Source organism: Synechococcus sp. UW179A (genome assembly GCF_900473965.1).
Taxonomy (GTDB): Bacteria; Cyanobacteriota; Cyanobacteriia; order PCC-6307; family Cyanobiaceae; genus Synechococcus_C.
The window spans coordinates 271632-292120 of the sequence record NZ_UCNJ01000002.1; the positions used below are offsets into that span (position 1 = coordinate 271632).

Sequence of the window (20489 nt, forward strand, 5' to 3'; positions counted from 1 at the left end):
AGGCTGCCCCGTTTGCTCGGCAGGCTGATCTTGCGGCCTCGGTGTTGGTTCAGACAGCTGTTTTGCGAGCATGGATCGCTGTTGTTGAGCGCGTCCCGTGTCCGAACTGGCCAAGACCTATGACCCGGTGGGCACCGAGGCCCGCTGGCAGCAGGCCTGGGAGGACCAAGGTGCTTTTCATCCCGACCCCCAGGCGCCTGGAGATCCGTTTTCGGTGGTGATCCCGCCTCCGAATGTGACTGGCAGCCTGCACATGGGCCACGCCTTCAACACGGCCTTGATCGACACGATCGTGCGCTACCAGCGCCTGGCAGGAAAAAATGTGCTTTGCCTGCCTGGCACTGACCATGCCTCGATCGCTGTGCAGACGATCCTTGAGAAGCAGCTCAAGCAGGAGGGCAAGACCCGTCATGGGCTCGGCCGCGATGCCTTTCTGCAGCGGGCCTGGCAGTGGAAGGCCGAAAGCGGCGGCCGCATCGTGGGCCAGCTGCGGCGGTTGGGGTATTCCGTTGATTGGAAGCGCCAGCGCTTCACCCTTGATGAAGGCCTGAGTGAGGCGGTGAAGGAGGCCTTCGTTCGGCTGCATGAGCAGGGGCTGATCTACCGCGGTGAATACCTGGTGAACTGGTGCCCCGCCTCGGGCTCCGCGGTGAGCGATCTGGAGGTGGAAATGAAGGAGGTGGACGGTCACCTCTGGCATTTCCGTTATCCCCTCAGTAGCGGTGATGGCCATCTGGAGGTGGCCACCACCCGGCCCGAAACGATGCTGGGCGACACGGCGGTGGCGGTGAACCCCACCGACGAGCGCTATGCCCACCTGGTGGGCCAGACCCTCACGCTGCCATTCGTGGGGCGGGACATTCCGATCGTGGCTGATGACCACGTGGAGAAGGAGTTCGGCACCGGCTGCGTCAAGGTGACGCCGGCCCACGACCCCAACGATTTCGCCATCGGCCAGCGCCACGGTCTGCCCCAGATCACGGTGATGCGCAAGAACGGCACGATGAACAAGGAGGCGGGCCAGTTCGAGGGGCTGGATCGCTTCGAGGCCCGCAAGGCCGTGGTGGCTGGCTTGGAGGAGCTGGGGCTGCTGGTGAAGGTGGAGGACTACCGCCACAGCGTTCCCTATTCCGATCGCGGCAAGGTGCCGGTGGAGCCCCTGCTCTCCACCCAGTGGTTCGTGAAAACCGAGCCTTTGGCGGCCCGCTGCCGTGAGGCATTGGAGCAGCAGGATCCTCGCTTTATTCCCGAGCGCTGGGAGAAGGTCTACCGCGACTGGCTCACCGACATCCGCGACTGGTGCATCAGCCGCCAGCTCTGGTGGGGGCATCGCATTCCCGCCTGGTTCGTGATCAGCGAGACCGATGGCAGATACACCGACACCACGCCTTATGTGGTGGCCCGCAACGAAGCCGAAGCCCTGGAGAAGGCCAAGGCGGAGTACGGCGCGGCGGCGGAGATCGAGCAGGATGAAGACGTGCTCGACACCTGGTTCTCCAGTGGCCTGTGGCCCTTTTCCACTCTGGGTTGGCCCGATGCGAGCAGCGCCGATCTGCAGCGCTGGTACCCCACCAGCACCCTGGTGACGGGCTTCGACATCATTTTCTTTTGGGTGGCCCGGATGACGATGATGGCGGGCGCCTTCACGGCTGAGATGCCGTTCAAGGACGTCTACATCCATGGTCTGGTGAGGGATGAGCAGAACCGCAAGATGAGCAAGAGTGCCGGCAACGGCATCGATCCGCTGCTGCTGATTGACCGTTACGGCACCGATGCATTGCGCTTTGCTCTGGTGCGGGAAGTGGCTGGTGCTGGTCAGGACATTCGCCTGGACTACGACCGCAAGAAGGACACATCCGCCACCATTGAGGCTTCAAGGAATTTCGCCAACAAGCTTTGGAACGCCACCCGTTTCGCCTTGATGAATCTGGATGGCAAGACTCCTGCTCAGTTGGGAGAAGCCGATCCCGCTGTTCTGCAGCTCGCGGATCGCTGGATCCTGTCGCGCCTGGCCAGGGTGAACCGCGAAACAGCAGACCGCTACAGCCGCTACGGCCTGGGGGAAGCGGCCAAGGGGTTGTATGAGTTTGCCTGGAACGATGTTTGCGACTGGTATCTGGAGCTCAGCAAGCGCAGGCTTAATCCTGGTGAAAACGCCAGCGCTGAAGCACGCGCTGATCAGCGCACCGTCAGGCAGGTCTTGGCCAAGGTGATCTGTCAGATGCACCTGATGCTGAATCCGCTGATGCCGCATCTCACTGAGGAGTTGTGGCACAGCGTCACCGCTGAGCCAGAGACAACCTTCCTGGCGCTGCAGACCTGGCCGGCCGTCGATGAAGAAGCCCTTGATCACGATCTCGAGGCATCATTCGCCGAGTTGATTGCGGCGATCCGCGTCGTGCGCAATCTGCGTGCAGTGGCCGGTCTTAAGCCATCCCAGACTGTTCCGGTCCGTTTTGTGAGTGGCCGCGACGATCTGGTCGCGGTGCTGCAGCAGGGAATGGCCGACATCACGGCGCTCACTAAAGCTGAAACGGTTCAGGTGATGATGCCGTCTGAGGCGGATGCAGCCCCGGTGAGCAAGGCTTTGGCTGGCGTCAGCGGTGAGCTTCAGGTGCTGCTTCCGATCGAAGGACTGGTGGATCTCGATGCTCTCGCTGCAAGGCTCGAGAAGGACATCGCCAAGGCCGAGAAGGAGATCAAGGGTCTGGCAGGCCGACTTGGAAATCCCAACTTCGCCGATAAGGCGCCGCCGGAGGTGGTAGCGGAGTGCCAGGCCAACCTGGCTGAGAAGCAGGCCCAGGCTGATCTGGCGCGGAGGCGTTTGGAGGATCTCAGTTGAGTCGCTTGGGCTGTTCAGATCCCTAGCCTTCAGCAAGCTCTGCCCTTGACAGCTGGACTCTCCGTTGATCACGGTCGAAAGGCTCAGCAAGACGTACCGCGTCGCTGACAAACAGCCTGGCCTGGCCGGAACCCTGCAGCATTTTCTGCGCCGCAGGCAGCGTGACGTGTCGGCGGTGCGCGATGTGTCGTTCGCGATCGCTCCCGGCGAGATGGTGGGCTTTCTTGGGGCTAATGGCGCCGGCAAGACGACCACGCTCAAAATGCTGTGTGGCCTGATCTATCCCAGTTCCGGTCAGGTGTTGGTGGCCGGTCATCAACCCCAACGACGGCACCCCGATTTTCTGCGGCGCATCACGCTGGTGATGGGCCAGAAGCAACAGCTCATCTGGGATCTGCCACCGATGGATTCGCTGCGTGTCAATGCGGCGGTTTATGGCATTCCGGATCGCGTTGCTAGCAGACGCATCGCCGACTTGTCGGATCTGCTGGAGCTGGGCGAAGAACTCACCCGGCCGGTGCGCAAGTTGTCGCTGGGCCAACGCATGAAGGCTGAGCTCCTGGCTGCCTTGCTGCACGAACCCGAGGTGTTGTTTCTGGATGAACCGACTCTGGGGCTGGATGTGAATGCCCAGATGCGGGTGCGCCAGTTTCTGGCTGAGTACAACCGCCGCACCGGTGCGACCATCCTGCTCACCAGTCATTACATGGCTGACATCACAGCGCTGTGCCCTCGGGTGCTGCTGATTCATCAGGGACAGTTGTTTCACGACGGTGCCCTGGATCGCCTCGCCAGTCGTCTGGCGCCGGAGCGTCATGTGCGCCTGGAACTGAAAAAGCCCGCCCCTGCAGAAGCCTTCGCCGGGTTAGGTCGCCTCGACAGCCTTGAGAACTGTGAGGTGAACCTGCGGGTGGATCCGGCCTCACTCACCAGGGTGCTGGCACAGATCCTGGAACGTTTTGAGGTGCGTGATCTGGAGGTGAATGATCCACCCATCGATCAGCTGATCGGCGAGTTGTTTCGCCAGGGAAGCCTCTGATGCGTATCTTTGGCCTCAACCGCCGCATTGTGCGTGCACTGCTGGGCAGTCAGTACGCCCACATGCTCGAGTACCGCGCTGAGATTGCCCTCTGGGCCTTGTCTGGAGTGCTGCCGTTCATCATGCTCAGCCTCTGGAGCGGCAGTGACGCACGCTCACAACTGGGTTTGGACGGGGTAGCTCTGGACCGTTACTTCCTCAGCGCCTTTCTGGTGCGTCAGTTTTCGGTGGTCTGGATGGTCTATGCCTTCGAGGAGGATGCGCTGCTGGGCAGGCTCTCGCCCTATCTGCTGCAACCATTGCATCCCCTCTGGCGCTACGTGGCCTCGCATCTGGGTGAGCAGCTCACGCGTTTGCCCTTCGCCGCCGGCATCGCCGGAGTGTTTTTTCTGATTCAGCCGCAGGCTTTCTGGATTCCATCCTTGGGCGGCTTTCTGCTGGCCTGGCTCGCCACCTGGATGGCCTTTGCCATCACCTTTCTGCTTCAGAGCCTGATTGCGTCTCTGTGTTTCTGGAGCGAGAAGGCCACGGCGTTGGAGCGTTTGCTGTTTCTTCCCTTCCTGTTTTTCTCCGGACTGCTCGCTCCGTTGACGGCCTTTCCGCCCGCTGTTCAGGAGTGGGTGCGCTGGACTCCCTTCCCCTATCTGATTGATTTTCCGGCCCGGGTCCTGTCCGGTGATCCCGTGAATCTGGCAGCAGGTTTCGCCGCACAGCTGGCCTGGGTGGCGTTGCTCCTGCCGTTGGTGCTCGTGCTCTGGCGAGCCGGTGTGCGGCGCTACAGCGCCATGGGGGCCTGAGATGGGGCGCTACTGGCGAACCTTGCGCCGTTTCTGGGGCACTGCTTTGGCCACTCAGCTGGAGTATCAGCTGAATGTGCTGGTGGAGCTACTGGCGGTGGCTCTCAGCTTGGGCGGCAGCCTGTTGCTCCTCTCACTGTTTTTCGGCCCCGGCCGGGAGCTGGGGGGATGGAACTGGAACCAGGCCCTGATCGTGCAGGGTTTTTACACCGTGTTCGATGGCATGACGACCGCCTGGCTGAGGCCCAACCTGGGAGCGATCGTCACCTATGTGCGTGAGGGCACCCTTGATTTCGTGCTGCTCAAACCGATCGACAGTCAGTTCTGGGTCTCTCTGCGCACCTTCGCTCCGGCGGGTCTTTCGGAGGTTGTTTTGGGCCTTGGCCTGGCCGCATGGGGCGGGCATCTATCCGGTGTGGTGTTAACCCCAGCTGTGCTGGTCACGGTGTTGATGATGCTGTTGGTCGCTGCGCTGATTCTTTACTCGCTGTGGTTTCTGATCGCTGCCACCAGCATCTGGTTCGTGAAGACCTGGAACGCCACGGAAGTGCTGCGGGCCCTGCTGGCTTCGGGTCGCTACCCGCTCGAGGCTTATCCCGCGTCGTTGAGGCTGCTGTTCACCCTTGTCCTTCCCGTCGCTTTCCTCACCACAGTTCCAGCTGAGGTGCTCTTGGGGAGGGCATCACTGCCGTTGTTGGCGTTGGGGTTTGTCTTGGCTGGGGTCTTTTTCGCTGCTGCCCGTGGCTTCTGGTTGTTCGCGCTCCGTCATTACACTTCGGCCTCCAGTTAACTGAAGATTGTTCTCATCCTTAGGTGGCCATTCCATGGGATACACCTGGCGCTGAGGGAAGGGGATGGTGATGTTGTTCTCCTCGAAAGCGCTCCAGATCTGCTGACGAAGTTCGCTGCCTACGTTTAAGGCTTCAAGGGGATTACGTACAGAAAATTTCAGCTTGTAGGTGATAGATGAGTCGGCAAAATCGATTGCAAACGCTTGGGCTGCGGGCTTGTTCAACACGCGTTTGTGGGACTGCGCAATCTGTTCCAGCAATGAAATCACTTGTTGAGGGTCGTGATGGTAAGCAGCTCCAACCACAACTGACTCTCTTCTGTAATTCTCTCCTGCCGTGAAAGATTCTGCCTGAGTTGCGAACAGAACTTGATTGGGAATCAGGAGTTCGGCATCGTCACGCTGTCTACTTAGAGTGGTCACTCTTAGGCCGAGGCTTATAACCCGACACGGTTCTTTTTCGATCATCAGTATTTCGCCAGGTTTGATGGCACCTTCAAGGAGTAGATAGATTCCACTGAAAAGATTGCCCAGCGTATCCTTAAGGCCGAACCCTAAACCTACGCCAATGGAGCCTGAGATAACAAGGAAGGTATTGCCTTGTACGCCAGCAAGGAGTGCGAGCGTTACAAATCCGATCGCAACAATAAGATATTGAAAAAGTGGCTCAAGTATTTTGCGGCTTTGATCACTTGTTTTAAGTACGACCTGCATTAAATATGCCATCAATGCCGCAAGAGCTCGACTGGTGACGAGGATCAGGTACAAGCCAACTGAAAGTAAAAAAATGTTAGCAATTACAAAATCAGTGTTGAATAAATTACCTATGGTTATCAGGCCTACAGTTGAAAGACTGCTGAGCCGATCAATGAAATAAATGATGGCCCCTATCAATATCGCTGGCCTTACAATCAAGCCAAGCCAGGATGCAAGTTGATTTTTAGGGTTATCGATTTTTAGCCTTGATTCAAGCCAGTTGATAAAGCTTAAAAGCGCCCAGACAATTCCAATTCGAAAGATGATTCCAGATGGAATGGTCATTACCCTGAACAGCATGCCTGGGACTAGCAGCGCCGTAGGGCCAAACAGAATGGCAAGATTTCGTTTGACACTAGAGGAATGTCTATTGCGACGGATGAATATAGTTGCAAACACGACACAAAGAATGAAAGTGATCTGCCAGCTCACAGCCCATCGGTCGAGATAACCCAACCACCCGGCAACCTCAATCTGAAGATCTCTCATAATGATCAGTTTTCTTTCGTCATGGTTAAGATTTTCATCGCCTCATTAATACCAAGATAACCATTTGTGAATTCTCTGAATGTCCTGCTCAATTGCCAGTATCGGCTCAATGAGTTCTTGGAGGTTTTTTCTTGAGGAAAAAGCCAACGATATATTCCATGCCAATCTTTTTCGTAATGATTGTTTTGTTCGTTATAAGAAGTATCTAAGGCATTGTTTTGTTTCGAGCTTTGAGGCGGGATTGCTACATTTTGATTGGCTGCCAGGAGTCCGGATTCTCTCAATTGCAATTTTCTTTGCGAGATAGTGTTCACACTTGATTTGATAAACTTTAATGCCATTTTTCGCTGGGATTTGCTGGAGTTTCGTCCTAGTGCAAAGACAATAGTTGATATGGGCGGAGAGGCTTTTGACTTCATGCCATTCGGTAATGCAGCAACACTGAGAGTGCTTCCCATTTTTCTTTTCAGGTCATCAATTTGAAGGCCCCAGCATGTACACCAGTCCAATTTGTTGTTTTGTAGATTCTTTCCCAGATCCCTTGGGTTATCGTAGAAATAAATATTGTTATAAAGCGCTGCTTTGCGCAGCCATTCGAGCCAACCCCGTATGGATGGAAAAGCCTGTTTGCTTGTAACCTGATTGCCAAGAGAACTTATTTCAGCCATTGCACCTTTGCTGCCAGCGGACCAGATTAGGTTAAGCGGGTCAGAAGAAAGTCCAATTTTGCGGCCGCTCGCACTGAGGTTTTCTAGTTCTTGAATGGTGCTTGGTGATTCTTTTATTTTTGTATTGTTAAAGCATGCGATCTGAGTGTCTACCACCCATGGAGCATAAACATACTTACCATTGGCGTTTCTGGCCCATGGAAATCGGGAGCCATAAATTGCTTGAAAATACTTTTTGTCCGGAAGTATTGTTGTGAGATTGCGCTTGAGTAATTCGTTTGCAGTGCCTGTGTCTGCGATTATAAGGTCCGGCCCAAGATTAAGATTGGCGTCTGCTTCGATTTGTTGAACGAACTTGCTGCTTGGGTAGGTGATGTATACGAGGCGCGTTTCTGGGTATGAACTTTGAAATGCTTCGGTGTACTCGTCGATTCGCGACTGTATTTTCGGTACATCGTCTTTGAATGATGAAGCGTCGACGGGGTACGAAATGAATAGGGTATTTGGCGCCTTTAAGCTGCTACAGCTGCTCAGCAGGATCGTCATTGAACCTGCAGCTGTCAAATTGAATATCCCTGACCGATGTGCTGAAAGCATGGTACGGCCTTTGTTCCTCTTCAAGCTTAGCTCTAACTTATTCTTGTTTCATCTAAGTTTTCCATGAGACTTGTTCTTTTGTAAGGAATGATCCGAATGCTCTCCCAAGGTTTTGCCTAGGCAACAGAGACTTTTATCGCATTTCCTGTCTGGTTCTAATCTCTCTTGCTTCAGCTGTTGATCTGCTTGATTCATGCGGTTGCATCTGTGCCTGGTGACTGATAAAGAGTCATGCAGTCAAAGGCAAAATCAGCACCACTTTGTTGAACAATGCCAGCGATGTCTAGGAAAATGGATTGCTGGATGTCGAGCCAGTCTTTCCATACGGTTGTTTTGGTGAAGCAATACACCATCATGTTGATGGATGATGCATCCCATTCATTGAAGTTAACCAGGATACTCTGGCTTTGATCAATGTCTGGATGTTCCTGAAGGAGCTTGCGAACTTCCTTAGTAATGCCGTTGATTTTGCCTAAATCTTCATAGCGTAAGCTGATATTCGCACGGATTCTACGGTTGTACATTTCACCTGGATTTTCGATCGGGTTCGTGGCAAATACGGAATTTGGGATATAAAGCGGCCTGCGGTCAAAAGTGCGAATTCGTGTGTAATACCAGCCGATGGATTCAACAGTTCCTTCGAGGCTATCGGCGTTGATCCAGTCGCCTTCACGGAATGGGCGGTTGAAAAACAGCATGAAGCCTGAGAGGAAGTTCTGGCTGATCTGTTGGGTCGCGAATGAGAGGCCGATTCCTGCGCCACCGAGCATGGTGGCGATGGCTCCCGATGGAACCCCAAAGGTCACCATTAGTGCTGCAGTGGCGACCAGCAGCACTGCAATGGTGAAGAGCCTGCTCATCACATTGATCAGCATGGATTCATCCTGTTGATCCTCGATCTGGATCCATCGCCTCACGGATGCAGAGCTCAGTACGGTCTGGCCGATGTTCATCACAGCCCAGGTGATGCTGGCAATCACCAGAGTTGTGGAGATTCTGTTCACTTCAGCTTGAGCGAGCAGTCCCAGTTCAAATGCCTCGTTGACCTGATGGATGATCCAGCTGGCATACAGCGAGATGCCGAGGCCAAACAGCACAGGTCTGCGGAGTGCCGCCGCGAGATGGCTGCCCATGTTGCGGCCATGGCGGCTCAGGAACTGAAGCAGAAGCCAGGCCCCCACAAGCGCCAGGGTGCCTACCAGCAATCCTGTATTGGTTTGCAGGAATTGCAGGTGGAACCTCACTGCCGCATGCGGCTCAGCCATGAGACTCGTGTGTCGCAGTCGCGAACCTAGCTCATGTGGTCTGTGGCTCCCGGTTCAATCACCTGCTCGGCTTGTAGCTGCGGCGTGAGGCTTTTGCCTGTGCTGGGAGGCCACTCCATCGGGTAGATCTGGCGCTGAGGGAAGGGAATGGTGATGTTGTCTTTCTCGAAGCGCTTCCAAATCGCGCGACGAAGATCACTGCCCACGTTGAATGCATCGAGAGGGTCTGCAACCCAGAACGACACCTTGTACATGATTGAGGATTCTGCAAACTCCATCACAAATGCCGCTGGTGGTGGATATTTCTTCACTTTGGAATGCTCTGCAGCAATCTCCAGCAGGATGTCGATGATCTTGTCTGGGTCGTGTTGGTAGGCAGCGGCAACCAACAGGCTGTCGCGCCTTGAGGTTTCTGTTGCTGTGTAAGAGGCGGCCTCCTGGGTGAAGAAGTTCTGATTAGGAATCAGCAGTTCGGCGCCATCACGTCCTCGTCTTAGCTGTGTGGCGCGCAGACCCAGTTTTCGCACGGTGCATGGATCACCGTTGATCATCAGGATCTCTCCAGGTCGGACTGATCCTTCGAACAGCAGCCAGATGCTGCTGATGAAGTTGGAGATAATTTCCTTGGTGCCGAAACCAATCCCCACTGACAAGCCACCTGCGATTGCTACGAAGGCGTTTCCGTTAATGCCGATGTAATAGGCCACGCCGATAATGCCGATTCCGATCACGCTGTAGCGGAATAGCAACTCAAGGCCGCGTTGATTGCGTTTCTGCACTCCGAAGATCACACCGCTAAGCCAGGCCATCAGTGCCGCCGGCCTGGAGGCAATGGTCACGATGAGGTAGATCGCCACGATGGCGGTGTACATCTTGCCGAGAGTGATCTCAACTCCAAAGAGATTGGCAACTCCAATCCTCGAAAGGTTTTCCCGACTACCCAGCAGGCTTAGCAGCGACAACGTGGCTGTGAACACATAGATGGGTTTGAACAGGGTGGTCTCCACTTCTCCGATCGGGAAGCGGGGATTGGTTTTTTCCACCAATGTTTTCAAGGGCGTGAACAGATTCCAGCCCAGCCAGAGCAGTCCGAAGTAACGCAGCAGACCGTAGGGAACCTGGATCAGTGCGAAGACCCCTGCCATCAGCAGCACCACGGCGGGTCCCAGCAAGACGCGGATTGAATCGGGCAAGCGTTGATGCAGGCCTGCTCGGTTGAGCAGGCGCTGGAGGCGTTGGTTGCGCTTGAGAAGGATGCTGCGAGTGCGCGCAATCAGAAGCACGATCAACACCAATATCAATTGGATGAGAACAGGCCAGCGCTGCACAAATGACAGCCAGCTGAGCATCTCAACCAGGATGTCTCCAGGCGCCACCGTGATCAGCAGATCGGAGAGGGTGGTAGTCATGAGGATTGGCTCAAAACGGTCTGCAGTCGCTCAGCTGCCTTGGCGGGAGTTTTCGCCCCAAAGATCACATCATTGAGGACCTGTTGGATGGCTCGAGCGAGTTTTGGCTGGGCATCGATGGCACCAACAATTTCGTCGCCAATTTGAATTTCTTCCTTGCCTTTGAATAAGTAGAGGTTCTCGATTCCAGGGATTTGGCGGTTGATAATCGTGGCGGCTGCGGGATTCACTGGGTAGTTGGTGCGGTAGCGCAGTGACCAGGTCTTCTGCGCCCATGGTTGAACGATGAACTGCATCAGTTCTTCGGCGGTTTCCCGCTGGCGCGTACTGGAGTTGCGGCCCAGTCCCCACACCTGGAGTTTGGTGATGGGCATGGCAGGGGCTGCGGGTCCAGCCGGCAATGAGGCAACGCCGAGATTGTCTTTCAAGGCTTCTCTCAGTTGGGGTAACTGTGAGGTCCAGCAGCTGATCCAGTGGAGTTTTCCACCAATCAGCTGCTTGCGCAGTGTGGCCTGATCCCTCCAGAACATCACGTTCTGCTGATAGCTGGCGTCCCGCAGCCAGCTCAGCCAGCTGACCAATCGCTGGGTTTGTTGTGCAGTGGGTTGTTTGCCGCGCAGGGAATTCACCAGTGCGCCGCCGGCCTTGAATCCGCTCATGCTCCAATAGAGGTCTTCAAAGTTCTGGGTGATGCCAAACACCTGCCCTGCGCTGCTCTGTTTGGACATGAGTGCCAGCGTTGCTGGCGGCTCCTTGAGTTTGCGTTTGTCGTAACAGGCGAGCTGGATGTACTGGGAGACCGGAAGACCTGTGATTTCTCCACGAGAATTGGTGACGCGTTGCAGCAGGCCTGGTGCGATGGCGTTGCGTTGCTCTGGCGTGATGGGCACTGGGTCCAGCAGATTTGCGACGGAGAGTTCCTGGATTACGCGGGCATCGCCCATCACAAGATCCGGCCCAAGTCCGCTGAAGGTCTGGCGTTCCAGTTCAGATTCAACCGCCGCTTCTGAATAGAGAGCGGGTTGGATGCGCAGCCCTGGAACTACATCCCAAAGATTGTTTTGAAAACTGCGCAGACGCTGACGGTCCCTGGAACTGTCAGCTGGGGTGACTTTTTCATTGGTCGGCAGGATGCGGGCCACACGCAGCAATTTGATCGGGGTTCGACCGTTGCTGCTGCAGGCGCTCAGCAGCCCAGCTGTGCAGAGAAGACCAACTAGCAGCAGGCCATGACGGACTGGTGGTCCTGAGAGGGGAAGGGTCATGAGCCGTTCATTTCACCGGTCGGTTTCGGATTAAACGGGGTGGAATTGCTTCAGCCGGCCAGAAACTCATCAATCAGTTGACTGGTATCTCGCTCATTACCACGACGCTAGAGCCTGATAAGGATTTGGTCAGGGTTCTGATCTCATCAGCGGCCTATCTCTCGCTGTTGCAGTTGCGTTGTTGTTGTGGTCCATGGAACGGTGATGGCACCGATGGATGAAGGATGGACGCGATTGCTCATCTGATTGACACCGAAGCGGTGTTGGCATGGCTGGAGTCGCCCATAGGAGTCCTGCTGTTTGTGCCCCTTTACGCCATCTGGGTGACCCTGCTGCTGCCAGGGATCTGGGCTTCGATGCTGGCTGGTGCACTGTATGGACCCTGGTGGGGCAGCCTAATCGTGTTTGCCGGGGCAACCCTTGGCGCCGAGGCCGCGTTTCTGCTGGGCAGGCACTGGCTCAGGGGTTGGGCGCAGCAGCGTCTTAGCCGTTTTCCCAAGCTGCTGGCGATTGAGAAGGCCGTTAGTCGGGAGGGGTTTCGCTTGGTGTTGCTGACGCGTCTCTCACCAGCCTTCCCGTTCTCTTTGCTGAACCTGGCCTATGGACTGAGTGAGGTGAGTCTGCGGGATTACAACTTCGGCTTGATTGGGATCATTCCTGGAACGATTTTGTTCTGCGCTCTGGGTGCTCTGGCCGGCAGTGCTGCCAGATTTGGCGAAGTGTTGGCCGGAGAGACCTCCGCGCAGGCCTGGGTGCTTCGGGTCGTAGGAGTGCTGGCCACGGTGGGAGTGGTCTGGCTGGTGGGACGTTCCGCGCGCAAAGCCCTACAGGAAGCAGGCGCTGATGCTCAGGATTCTGAGCTCTGATCAGGATTAGGCAGGCGCCAGTCACGCGCAGCGGCGATCACAACAAACCAACCCAGCCTGGCTTTGGCTGTGAAGCCACTGCGGTTGCTGAGATCGGCATATTTGGCCCGACCGCACTCCGTTTTGATCCATCTGAAGATGGGCGGTTGATCTCTCTCTTGGTTGTTCATTGCGAAGCCGGAAGTGCTGAGGTGTCGCTGAATTTGTTGATCTGATTGGGAATCACGCTGATCGTGATCTTGATGTCATCAAGCTGGAATTCCTGTTTCGCATTGCTCATAAGGGTCTCGGAGATCTCATTGGCCAGGTCTTCGTTGAGAACCCCCCTCGGTGCGCTCAAGACAAGATCCACGCTGGCCTTGTTGTTGAGCACCCGAACATTGCTGAACAGCAGTCGCACCCTTTGCCACAAATAGGCGTTCTTGCTGGTGATCTTGAGCTGATTGACCTGACCTGCCTTAAAGGTGTCGAACCTGCTGACGATCTTCTGCTTGACATTGAAGTCATGCAGAGCCGAAGACAGGGGAATGCACAACAGTCCCAGCAGAGCCAGCCATAACAGCAGATTGCGCCAGCACTGAACGACGCTGCCGTAACGCTGCACGAGGAAGATGAAAAGGCTTGCCACCGTGATCCCAATCAGATTGACCAGAAACAGCAAGAAGGAGCCTTCGGAGATCTGATTGGTGATGCCGGCCACCGTGCCGCGACCAAATACGGCCACCACCTCATTACCCATGCTCAGGCCGATGCCACAGACGCACAGTGGTGGAACCAGAGCCACCGCGATGGCGACGCCGGCCAGGGAATTGGACAGCCGTTCGCGGGTCATGCTGAAGGATCCGGCGACAGCGGCCGCCACCGCCACTCCCAGATCAATCAGATTGGGCGCTGTGCGAGACGTCATCTCGCGATTCACCTCACTCACATCCAGCAGTGACGCCAGCAGTGCTGCGGTGGCAACCACGGTGATCACACCAATCACCACCGTCAGCAGCGAGCGTTTCGCCAGCTTGTTGTTGCTGATGGAGAGAGCAAACGCCAGGCTGAGGATCGGATCCATCAGTGGCGCCACGATCATGGCTCCGATCACGACTGCCGGGCTGTTGGAGATCAGTCCCAGAGTGGCAATCACCGCTGCGCACAGCAGCAGCACGAAAAAACCAAGTGAGGGCTTGGATGATGCGATTCGGGCCTGATAAAGCTCCTTGCGTGGTATCCGGTTCTCGAGGTTGATCTGCCATTCGCCGGACAGATTGTTCAGAACGCTTCGAAGGGGAGATGCAGAGTCCACTTGGTTTGGATGCTGGACATGAATGCTTGTTCAGTCTCTGCCATCACTTCAAACGAGAAGATGCATCAGGCACGAGACGGATCTCTGCGTCATCCCTTCGTCGAAAAGCTCCAAGACTGGCTGGCCAGGCTTTTTAGCTTTGGCTTGATTGGAGCAAGGCAACCAGTCCCGCTTCATCGATCACGCTGATCCCCAGCTTGTTGGCCTTCTCCAGCTTGCTGCCGGCCTCTTCTCCAGCGAGCACGAAGGACGTTTTTTTGCTGACGGATCCACTGACTTTGCCACCTGCGGCTTCGATCAGCTCTTTTGCCTGAGTGCGGCTCATGGAGGGAAGCGTGCCTGTGAGGACAACGGTTTGACCGGAGAGCACTCCATCCGTGCTGCTGCGGCTTGCCAACTCCTGGCGCTCCTGCTCACTGCTGGCGAGGGAGAGGCCGACGTCCTGAAGCTGCTTAATCAGCCTCTGATTGGCTGGGGTGTTGAACCATTGCTGCAGGCTCTGGGTGATCTCAGGACCAATGCCGTGCAGCTCGCTGATCGCTTCAGGGTGATCAACGGCAGTGCGGGCAAGCGTGTCGATGTCTGGGAAGGCTGCTGCGAGGCCTTTGGCGTTGACCTCGCCTACATGGTGGATGCCAAGTCCGTAGAGCTGGCGTGCCCAGGGCTGGGAACGGGACGCTTCCATCGCTGAGATGAGATTCTCAGCACTTTTCTCACCCATCCGTTCCAGGCTGCTCAGCAGCGCGGCATCAAGGCCATACAGGTCGGAGATTGAGCGAATGAGCCCCCTCTCTACCAGCTGTTCGATTAATTTCCCGCCCATTCCCTCCACGTCGAGAGCTCCTTTGCTGACCCAGTGACGCAAAGCGCCTCGCAGAATTGCAGGGCAGCTGCTGTTCACGCAGCGGGTTGCGGCTTCACCGCTTTCGCGAACCAGCTCCGAGGCGCAGCTGGGGCACTGATGGGGAAGATCAAGCGGAAGAGCGCCTTCAGGCCTGAGTTCAGAAAGCACCCGGAGGACCTCAGGGATGATTTCTCCGGCCTTGCGCACCACAATCGTGTCGCCGCTGTGGAGATCCAGTTCCGCCAGTCGGTCGGCGTTGTGCAGGGTGGCGCGGCTGACGCTGGTGCCCGCAAGGGCGACGGGTTCGAATTCGGCCACCGGGGTGATCACGCCGGTTCGGCCCACCTGGCAGGTGATGCGGAGCAGCCGGCTCGGAGCTTCCTCGGCTGGGTATTTCAGCGCGATGGCCCAGCGTGGTGCTTTTTGCGTGAAGCCTGCGCTGTCTTGAAGACGCAGATCGTTCAGTTTCACCACGACTCCGTCAGTGGCGTAATCAAGGTCGTGACGTTGGCTGTCCCAGCTGTTGAAGAAGGTCTCCACCGCAGCAAGATCAGGCAGCAGGGCAGCGTTGGGATTCACCCGGAAGCCCGCGCTGCTCAGCCAGCTGAGGCACTCCCACTGGCTAATCGGGCGTGGCCCCTCCCAGTTGTCCGGTAGGTGCAGTGTGTAGGCGAAGAAATCCAGCCGACGTGCCGCCACCACTTTCGGATCGAGCTGGCGCAGGGTGCCGGCACAGGCATTGCGGGGATTGGCAAACAGCGGTTCATCTCGCGCTGCCCGGTCGGCATTGATGGCAGCGAAGGTGCGATCAGGAATCAGAGCCTCGCCACGAACTTCCACCCAGGGGGGGGGGTCGAGCTGAAGACGCAGAGGGATCGACGCGATGGTGCGCACATTGGTGGTGATCTCTTCGCCCTGTTCCCCATCACCGCGGGTGGTGCCTCGGATCAGTACTCCGTTCTCGTAGCTGAGAGCGAGGGCATTGCCATCGATCTTGAGTTCCCCGACCATGGCCAGTGCCGGCAGGGGTTCACTCGCCTGCGGCTCTCTGTCGAGCACCTTCAGCAAGCGTGCGTACCAGCTGCGCAACTCTTCGGCGCTGAATGCATTGTCGAGGCTGAACAGCGGGATGCGGTGGGCGACGCTGGCGAATCCCTCGGAGGGCGTCCCGCCGACGCGTTGGGTGGGGCTGTCAGCGCTCACCAGCTCGGGGTGAGCCGTTTCTAGGTCCAGCAGTTCGCGGTAAAGCTGGTCATAGACGGCATCCTCTAGCTCGGGAGCATCCAATACGTAGTACGCGTGGGCGGCCCGGGTGAGCAGCTGTCTCAGTTCAGCGGCGCGCTCGCTGAACTGATTCGACGCGTTATCTGGAGCTGGCGCTGTCACGGGTAGGACGACTCAACTCTTGATGGTGGCGATGCGTTCGATTTTCCAGGTGTCTTCCACCTTGGTGAAGGTGAAGTCGAGGGGCATCTCCTCTTTGTTTTCTGCGATCAGCTTCACGGTGAGGATCATGCTTCCTTCCTGCAGCCGTGGTCGGCCCGATTTGAGGTTGCGAAAGCGATTGAGCTTCAGACCTGCGAGGAAGCGGATGAACTGCTGTCGATTGACATGCTGCCTGTAGGCCTTGGTGGTGAGCAGATAGGCCGCATCCACTCGGCCTGCTGCCACCTGTGTGAAAAATTGCTTGATCAGCGGATTGATGCCGCGGGCGCTGAGCACCAGCTTCACGGCGGTGATCGTCCAATAAAGAAGCAGGGCTCCACCCCCGGCCAGCAGGGCCTTGCTCCCGATCTCCCGCACCAGACCCAGATCCATCAGCTGTTTCCAAGTGAGTGAAGAGTCTGACTGACGGACCGCGAGATGGAGGCAGACTGGGCCGACGTCATTGTTCAAGTCCTACGCCATTCATGCCGCTCGAGCCACTGCTCCCTTTGTTTCATCGCCTGAACCGGGAGCATTTCGAGGGAGCCCTCTGCCGAGGACATCAACCACTGCTTGCGTTGCGTTGGAGTGATGGCCGCCTGCGTCGAACGGCTGGTCTCTACCGACGAGGGCCTGCGGTGGCACCACCGTTCGGCCGTGAAATTGTTCTATCTAAGCCGTTGCTGGATCCTCTGCCGAGAGAGGCCACCGAAAGCACCCTTTGTCACGAGATGATCCATGCCTGGGTGGATTTGGTGTTGAAGCGTGAGGAGGGTCACGGACCCTGCTTTCGGCAGCGCATGGAGGCCATCAACGCGGCTCAGAAACGTTTCGAAGTGAGCGTTCGCCATCGTTTTCCCGTGCCACAGAGTTCCCCGCGTTGGATCGCGATCTGTCCTCGCTGCGGACGCCAAACTCCCTATCGCCGCAGGATGAGTCAAGCGGCCTGTCGATTGTGCTGCGATCGGCATCATGGGGGTCGCTGGAATGCCAGTTGTCTGCTTCGCTACGAACCAGCAACGGAGGACAGCTGAGCGGGATGGAGGTTTTTCTCTGGGTGTTGGAAGCAGGTGGTGTTTCGATCGTCTTGATTGGTCTGCAACGGGAACGTTGGTTGCAGCACAGACGTCGGTAACGTCAGGTTATGGATTCACGTCGACAACGCTCGCAGCGCAGTCCTGACCCTTTGGACCGGCGGCTTGACCGCTGGTTGGACACCGGACGTCAGCTTGTGGATGGTGTTGCCGGAGCCAGACCAGGACGACGCGGTCATGACCGTGTGGATGGAGCTTCCAGATTGGATGCAATGGGTCGTTGGGTCGGTGACCGAATCGACTGGCTGCTGGATGAGGAGGATGACTGGCGTGAGCTGTCTGAGCGGCCACAGAGTTTTCAGTCCGCACGGCCTGCGCGTGGCGACGTCTCAACACCAGTGGAACGATCATCGCCTTCACGACGTAAACGTCCACTCCAGGCTCTCTCCCGTCGTCAGCCGGTTTTGCCTCCGCCAGTGGCTTCAACATCGACTCTGAGGTCGTCCGATAAGGATGATGTTTGGCCGGAAGACGATAGTTTCCGGGTGGAACGTTGGAAGCGGACAGCCAGTCGTGATGCCGAGGCGGACCCTGGCTCTTCGTCAACCTCTCGGGCGTCGTCCCGCCGACCCTTGCCGCGTTCCAGTCGCCGACGCGATTGAGCGACAGCATTTCTACTTATGATTGGATTCGTTGCATCAACAACATGAGCAATCTTGTGGTGATTGGTTTCCCCAAGGTTGAGGAAGCTGAGCAGGTTCGTCTTGAGCTGGTTGCGATCCAGGAAGAGCATCTGATCACCCTCGAGGACGCTGTGGTTCTCGAACATGGCAGTGACGGTCACGTGCATCTTCGTCAGGCCATCAACATGACTGCCGCAGGTGCCATGGGCGGAAGCTTCTGGGGACTGCTGATTGGACTGATCTTCGCCAACCCGCTGCTTGGCGTGGCAGCTGGTGCCAGTGCCGGTGCTGCTTCGGGAGCCCTCAGCGACATTGGGATTAATGACAAGTTCCTCAAGGAGCTCACCGAAACCCTGCCGCAGGGAAGTGCAGCACTGGCTTTGCTTGTGCGGGACTCAACGCCTGATCGTGTGATTGAGCGCTTGCGTCGTCATCTGCCCAATGCCCGCTTGATTCATACCAGCCTCAGTCATACGGATGAGGAGAAGCTCAAGCAACAGCTCGAGCAGGCCCGTAAGCAAGCCGAAGCACTGCGGATGGCCTGACCTGATTTGCTCAGTGCCGGTTGCTCAACGGCCGGCACACCTGATAGCGACATCCCCGCCGGCTCAGCTGGCGGTTCACGTCTTCCACCAGATCGGCTGGTAGCTCTTCGGCCATCTGATCCGCTGTGGTGGTGATCGACGGGGAGCCGGCATTCATGGCTTCGAGCAGATCTGTCCATTGGCCGATGTGCTGAGAGCGGGACACCGGCCGGTAGCCCTGTCGCTCCAGCAACTTTGCGCAGAGATCAGCGTTCCAGAGCACCGAACGTCCACTCATGTGTGGTGTGCGTTGATCAACCGCACCCGCTACGAGCGCCGCGTCTGTGGGGCGCCCATGCCTATCCCGCCATCCTTGATGTTCGAGGGCTCGTCCGCAGTGGAACGAGGAGATGCCGAAGTTGCGGCCCAGATCGTTGAGGGTTGCCCAGGTGGAAGTCGCCATGGAACCATTGCCGATGTGGCCATGATTGCTTCAGCACAAGAGTCGGCAAGTTGTCAAGTGAAAATCCGCATCAAACGCTGATTTTCTTCATGACGTTGCATGAAGCGGTCGTCGTGGTGCTTCACCCAGCCAGCGTTCGAGAGCTGGGCTGAATACTTCACGGATCACGGTGAGCTCCCTGCCCTGGCGGAAGAAGCGGTAGTGGCGGCTCCAGAACGGCCCTCGTTCGCCAAACCCTTGCTCCAGCCAAGGTTCTGTGACCAGTGCCAATCCATCTACTTCACGGAACAGTTCGGAACGCCCCTGGGTGAGGCTGAGCCAGATCGGCTGTTCTCGATTGCTCAGATTCCGCTCTGCTTCATCCTGGTTCCACCAGCTTTCGGCCCAGGCCAGCGTGGTTTCGCCACAGTTCAGCCAGACCTGGCGGCGAAGCAGGGGCGGCTCCAGTTCCTGAACCTCCGCTGGCCGTGGTCCGCCTGTTGCAGCATTGCTGAGGCTGGCGTCCGCGTCCATCGCGATCAGACGCACTTGCACGCTGTGACCAGTGAGCAAGCGTAGGTGTCTGGTGGGACTGCCATCTCCCAGCAGCATCAGTCGCCACGGGCCTGGCAGCCAGCCTGGTTCTTCTCCCGCCAGCACGGAGGATGTGGGGGCTTCCCACAGCACGGAAGGAGAAGGGATCAGGGAGCTCACAGTGTTTAGAAAGCACCTCCAACACTCAGGGATTGGCTTGCACCTGATCGCTCAATCACGGCGCCATTGGCGCTAACGCTTTGCAGCGTCCAACCGCTGTTGCCGATCGATTCACCGGGAACAGTGGAGAGGGAGAGGCCGCCGAGTTGAAAAATGGCTGAGCCTTCGCCGTTACCGGCGTGAACCACACCGACTAGCTGAGGTTGCGCATTGACTGCTGATCCCTGATCGGCGATTGAGGGATTGCTGATGGCCTCTGCTGTCGGCAGTGGAATCGTGATTGGCTCCAGTTTTGTTGCCGATGCGTTGGGAAGTGCAGTGATGTCTAGTGCGTTCGCTGTTGTGGTTTGGTCAGTCAATTCCTGCGCAGCTGTCTTCGATGCGGTCTCTGGAGCAGGCTTACTTGATGCGTTCTTGCGTTCTGATGGTTGGTTGTTGCGCAGTCGTTCGATTAAGGCGAGGTTTCCTTCCCGTTCCAGCGCTTGCTGCGTAAGCCTCCAATGGAGTGTCAGTCCGCCGCTGCCTAGAACAGCAATTAGGCCTAGCGCGGCCAAGCTCACCTGTGGCCAGGACAAACCTGCTTGATTTTGATCACTCGTTTCTTTTGGTTTTGACGGCGGATTGACCTGCAGCTGCACGGTTTTGAGAATGTTGTCGTCATCGTTGAACACGCGGTCGAGAATTTGCTCGGCGCGCAGATTCCAGTACGCACTGGATGTGGGGATGCGAGAGGGCACTGCAGACCA

General features: G+C 57.0%; 21 protein-coding genes. 9 read left to right on the plus strand and 12 right to left on the minus strand.

All coding sequences use genetic code 11. From position 1 onward, the window contains the following. The first annotated feature begins 97 nt into the window (after positions 1-97). From DXY31_RS01385 to DXY31_RS01400, 4 genes are all read left to right on the plus strand, one after another. Positions 98-2842 carry a valine--tRNA ligase gene (locus DXY31_RS01385; protein WP_114990990.1) on the plus strand — a complete coding sequence of 915 codons (2745 nt, stop codon included), beginning with the start codon at positions 98-100 and terminating at the stop codon, positions 2840-2842. 64 nt (positions 2843-2906) lie between these two features. Further along, the gene (locus DXY31_RS01390) at positions 2907-3881 is read left to right on the plus strand and encodes an ATP-binding cassette domain-containing protein (RefSeq protein WP_114990992.1); all 975 of its coding nucleotides are present in this window, start codon (positions 2907-2909) and stop codon (positions 3879-3881) included. Further along, on the plus strand, positions 3881-4678 hold the full coding sequence (locus DXY31_RS01395; RefSeq protein WP_114990994.1) for an ABC-2 family transporter protein: 798 nt from the start codon (positions 3881-3883) through the stop codon (positions 4676-4678). Before DXY31_RS01390 ends, DXY31_RS01395 begins: the two co-directional genes overlap by 1 nt. A 1-nt stretch (position 4679) precedes the next feature. Beyond that, positions 4680-5468 carry an ABC transporter permease gene (locus tag DXY31_RS01400; protein WP_114990996.1) on the plus strand — a complete coding sequence of 263 codons (789 nt, stop codon included), beginning with the start codon at positions 4680-4682 and terminating at the stop codon, positions 5466-5468. Here DXY31_RS01400 and DXY31_RS01405 read toward each other — a convergent pair. The 3 genes from DXY31_RS01405 to DXY31_RS01415 all read right to left on the minus strand — a co-directional run bounded on the left by DXY31_RS01405 (position 5361) and on the right by DXY31_RS01415 (position 8958). Beyond that, on the minus strand, positions 5361-6509 hold the full coding sequence (locus tag DXY31_RS01405) for a mechanosensitive ion channel family protein (RefSeq protein ID WP_244279425.1): 1149 nt from the start codon (positions 6507-6509) through the stop codon (positions 5361-5363). The genes DXY31_RS01400 and DXY31_RS01405 overlap by 108 nt on opposite strands. A gap of 209 nt (positions 6510-6718) precedes the next feature. Beyond that, entirely contained in the window at positions 6719-7927 is a 1209-nt protein-coding gene (locus DXY31_RS01410; RefSeq protein ID WP_170953472.1) for an ABC transporter substrate-binding protein, read from the minus strand. Positions 7928-8169: 242 nt separating this feature from the next. After that, complete coding sequence (locus DXY31_RS01415; RefSeq protein WP_371638935.1) at positions 8170-8958, minus strand: mechanosensitive ion channel family protein; 789 nt, start codon at positions 8956-8958, stop codon at positions 8170-8172. Positions 8959-9027: 69 nt separating this feature from the next. Between DXY31_RS01415 and DXY31_RS17495 the strand changes: the two genes are divergently transcribed. Then, entirely contained in the window at positions 9028-9273 is a 246-nt protein-coding gene (locus DXY31_RS17495) for a hypothetical protein (RefSeq protein ID WP_244279442.1), read from the plus strand. On the opposite strand, the gene DXY31_RS01420 is transcribed toward DXY31_RS17495, so the two are convergent. Both DXY31_RS01420 and DXY31_RS01425 read right to left on the minus strand, forming a co-directional pair. Beyond that, the gene (locus tag DXY31_RS01420) at positions 9270-10652 is read right to left on the minus strand and encodes a mechanosensitive ion channel family protein (protein WP_114991005.1); all 1383 of its coding nucleotides are present in this window, start codon (positions 10650-10652) and stop codon (positions 9270-9272) included. The genes DXY31_RS17495 and DXY31_RS01420 overlap by 4 nt on opposite strands. Then, positions 10649-11917, minus strand: a complete 1269-nt coding sequence (locus DXY31_RS01425) for an extracellular solute-binding protein (protein ID WP_114991007.1) — start codon at positions 11915-11917, stop codon at positions 10649-10651. The genes DXY31_RS01420 and DXY31_RS01425 overlap by 4 nt, the downstream gene beginning before the upstream one ends. Positions 11918-12141: 224 nt before the next feature. Here DXY31_RS01425 and DXY31_RS01430 point away from each other — a divergent pair, with 224 nt between their 5' ends. Then, the gene (locus DXY31_RS01430) at positions 12142-12783 is read left to right on the plus strand and encodes a TVP38/TMEM64 family protein (protein WP_114991011.1); all 642 of its coding nucleotides are present in this window, start codon (positions 12142-12144) and stop codon (positions 12781-12783) included. On the opposite strand, the gene DXY31_RS01435 is transcribed toward DXY31_RS01430, so the two are convergent. The 4 genes from DXY31_RS01435 to DXY31_RS01450 all read right to left on the minus strand — a co-directional run bounded on the left by DXY31_RS01435 (position 12765) and on the right by DXY31_RS01450 (position 16739). After that, entirely contained in the window at positions 12765-12953 is a 189-nt protein-coding gene (locus DXY31_RS01435) for a hypothetical protein (RefSeq protein ID WP_114991014.1), read from the minus strand. The genes DXY31_RS01430 and DXY31_RS01435 overlap by 19 nt on opposite strands. Then, positions 12950-14077, minus strand: a complete 1128-nt coding sequence (locus DXY31_RS01440) for a TIGR00341 family protein (protein ID WP_114991017.1) — start codon at positions 14075-14077, stop codon at positions 12950-12952. Before DXY31_RS01440 ends, DXY31_RS01435 begins: the two co-directional genes overlap by 4 nt. 133 nt (positions 14078-14210) lie before the next feature. Then, positions 14211-16307, minus strand: a complete 2097-nt coding sequence (gene ligA, locus DXY31_RS01445) for an NAD-dependent DNA ligase LigA (protein WP_114991020.1) — start codon at positions 16305-16307, stop codon at positions 14211-14213. A 12-nt stretch (positions 16308-16319) separates the two neighbouring features. Further along, positions 16320-16739, minus strand: coding sequence for a hypothetical protein (locus DXY31_RS01450; protein ID WP_114991147.1), 420 nt, complete (start codon positions 16737-16739; stop codon positions 16320-16322). A gap of 92 nt (positions 16740-16831) precedes the next feature. Here DXY31_RS01450 and DXY31_RS01455 point away from each other — a divergent pair, with 92 nt between their 5' ends. The 3 genes from DXY31_RS01455 (at position 16832) to DXY31_RS01465 (ending at position 18608) form a co-directional block, all read left to right on the plus strand. Next, on the plus strand, positions 16832-17380 hold the full coding sequence (locus DXY31_RS01455; RefSeq protein ID WP_114991023.1) for a SprT family zinc-dependent metalloprotease: 549 nt from the start codon (positions 16832-16834) through the stop codon (positions 17378-17380). Between the two features lie 110 nt (positions 17381-17490). Further along, positions 17491-18042, plus strand: a complete 552-nt coding sequence (locus tag DXY31_RS01460; RefSeq protein WP_114991028.1) for an RNA helicase — start codon at positions 17491-17493, stop codon at positions 18040-18042. Positions 18043-18086: 44 nt separating this feature from the next. Then, on the plus strand, positions 18087-18608 hold the full coding sequence (locus tag DXY31_RS01465; protein ID WP_114991031.1) for a DUF1269 domain-containing protein: 522 nt from the start codon (positions 18087-18089) through the stop codon (positions 18606-18608). Positions 18609-18618: 10 nt separating this feature from the next. On the opposite strand, the gene DXY31_RS01470 is transcribed toward DXY31_RS01465, so the two are convergent. The 3 genes from DXY31_RS01470 to DXY31_RS01480 form a co-directional block, all read right to left on the minus strand. After that, positions 18619-19050, minus strand: coding sequence for a hypothetical protein (locus DXY31_RS01470; protein WP_114991035.1), 432 nt, complete (start codon positions 19048-19050; stop codon positions 18619-18621). A gap of 87 nt (positions 19051-19137) precedes the next feature. Further along, complete coding sequence (locus DXY31_RS01475) at positions 19138-19734, minus strand: chorismate lyase (protein WP_244279440.1); 597 nt, start codon at positions 19732-19734, stop codon at positions 19138-19140. Between the two features lie 14 nt (positions 19735-19748). Next, a complete protein-coding gene (locus tag DXY31_RS01480; protein ID WP_114991038.1) occupies positions 19749-20480 on the minus strand; it encodes a hypothetical protein in 732 nt (243 codons plus the stop codon). Positions 20481-20489 lie beyond the last annotated feature (9 nt).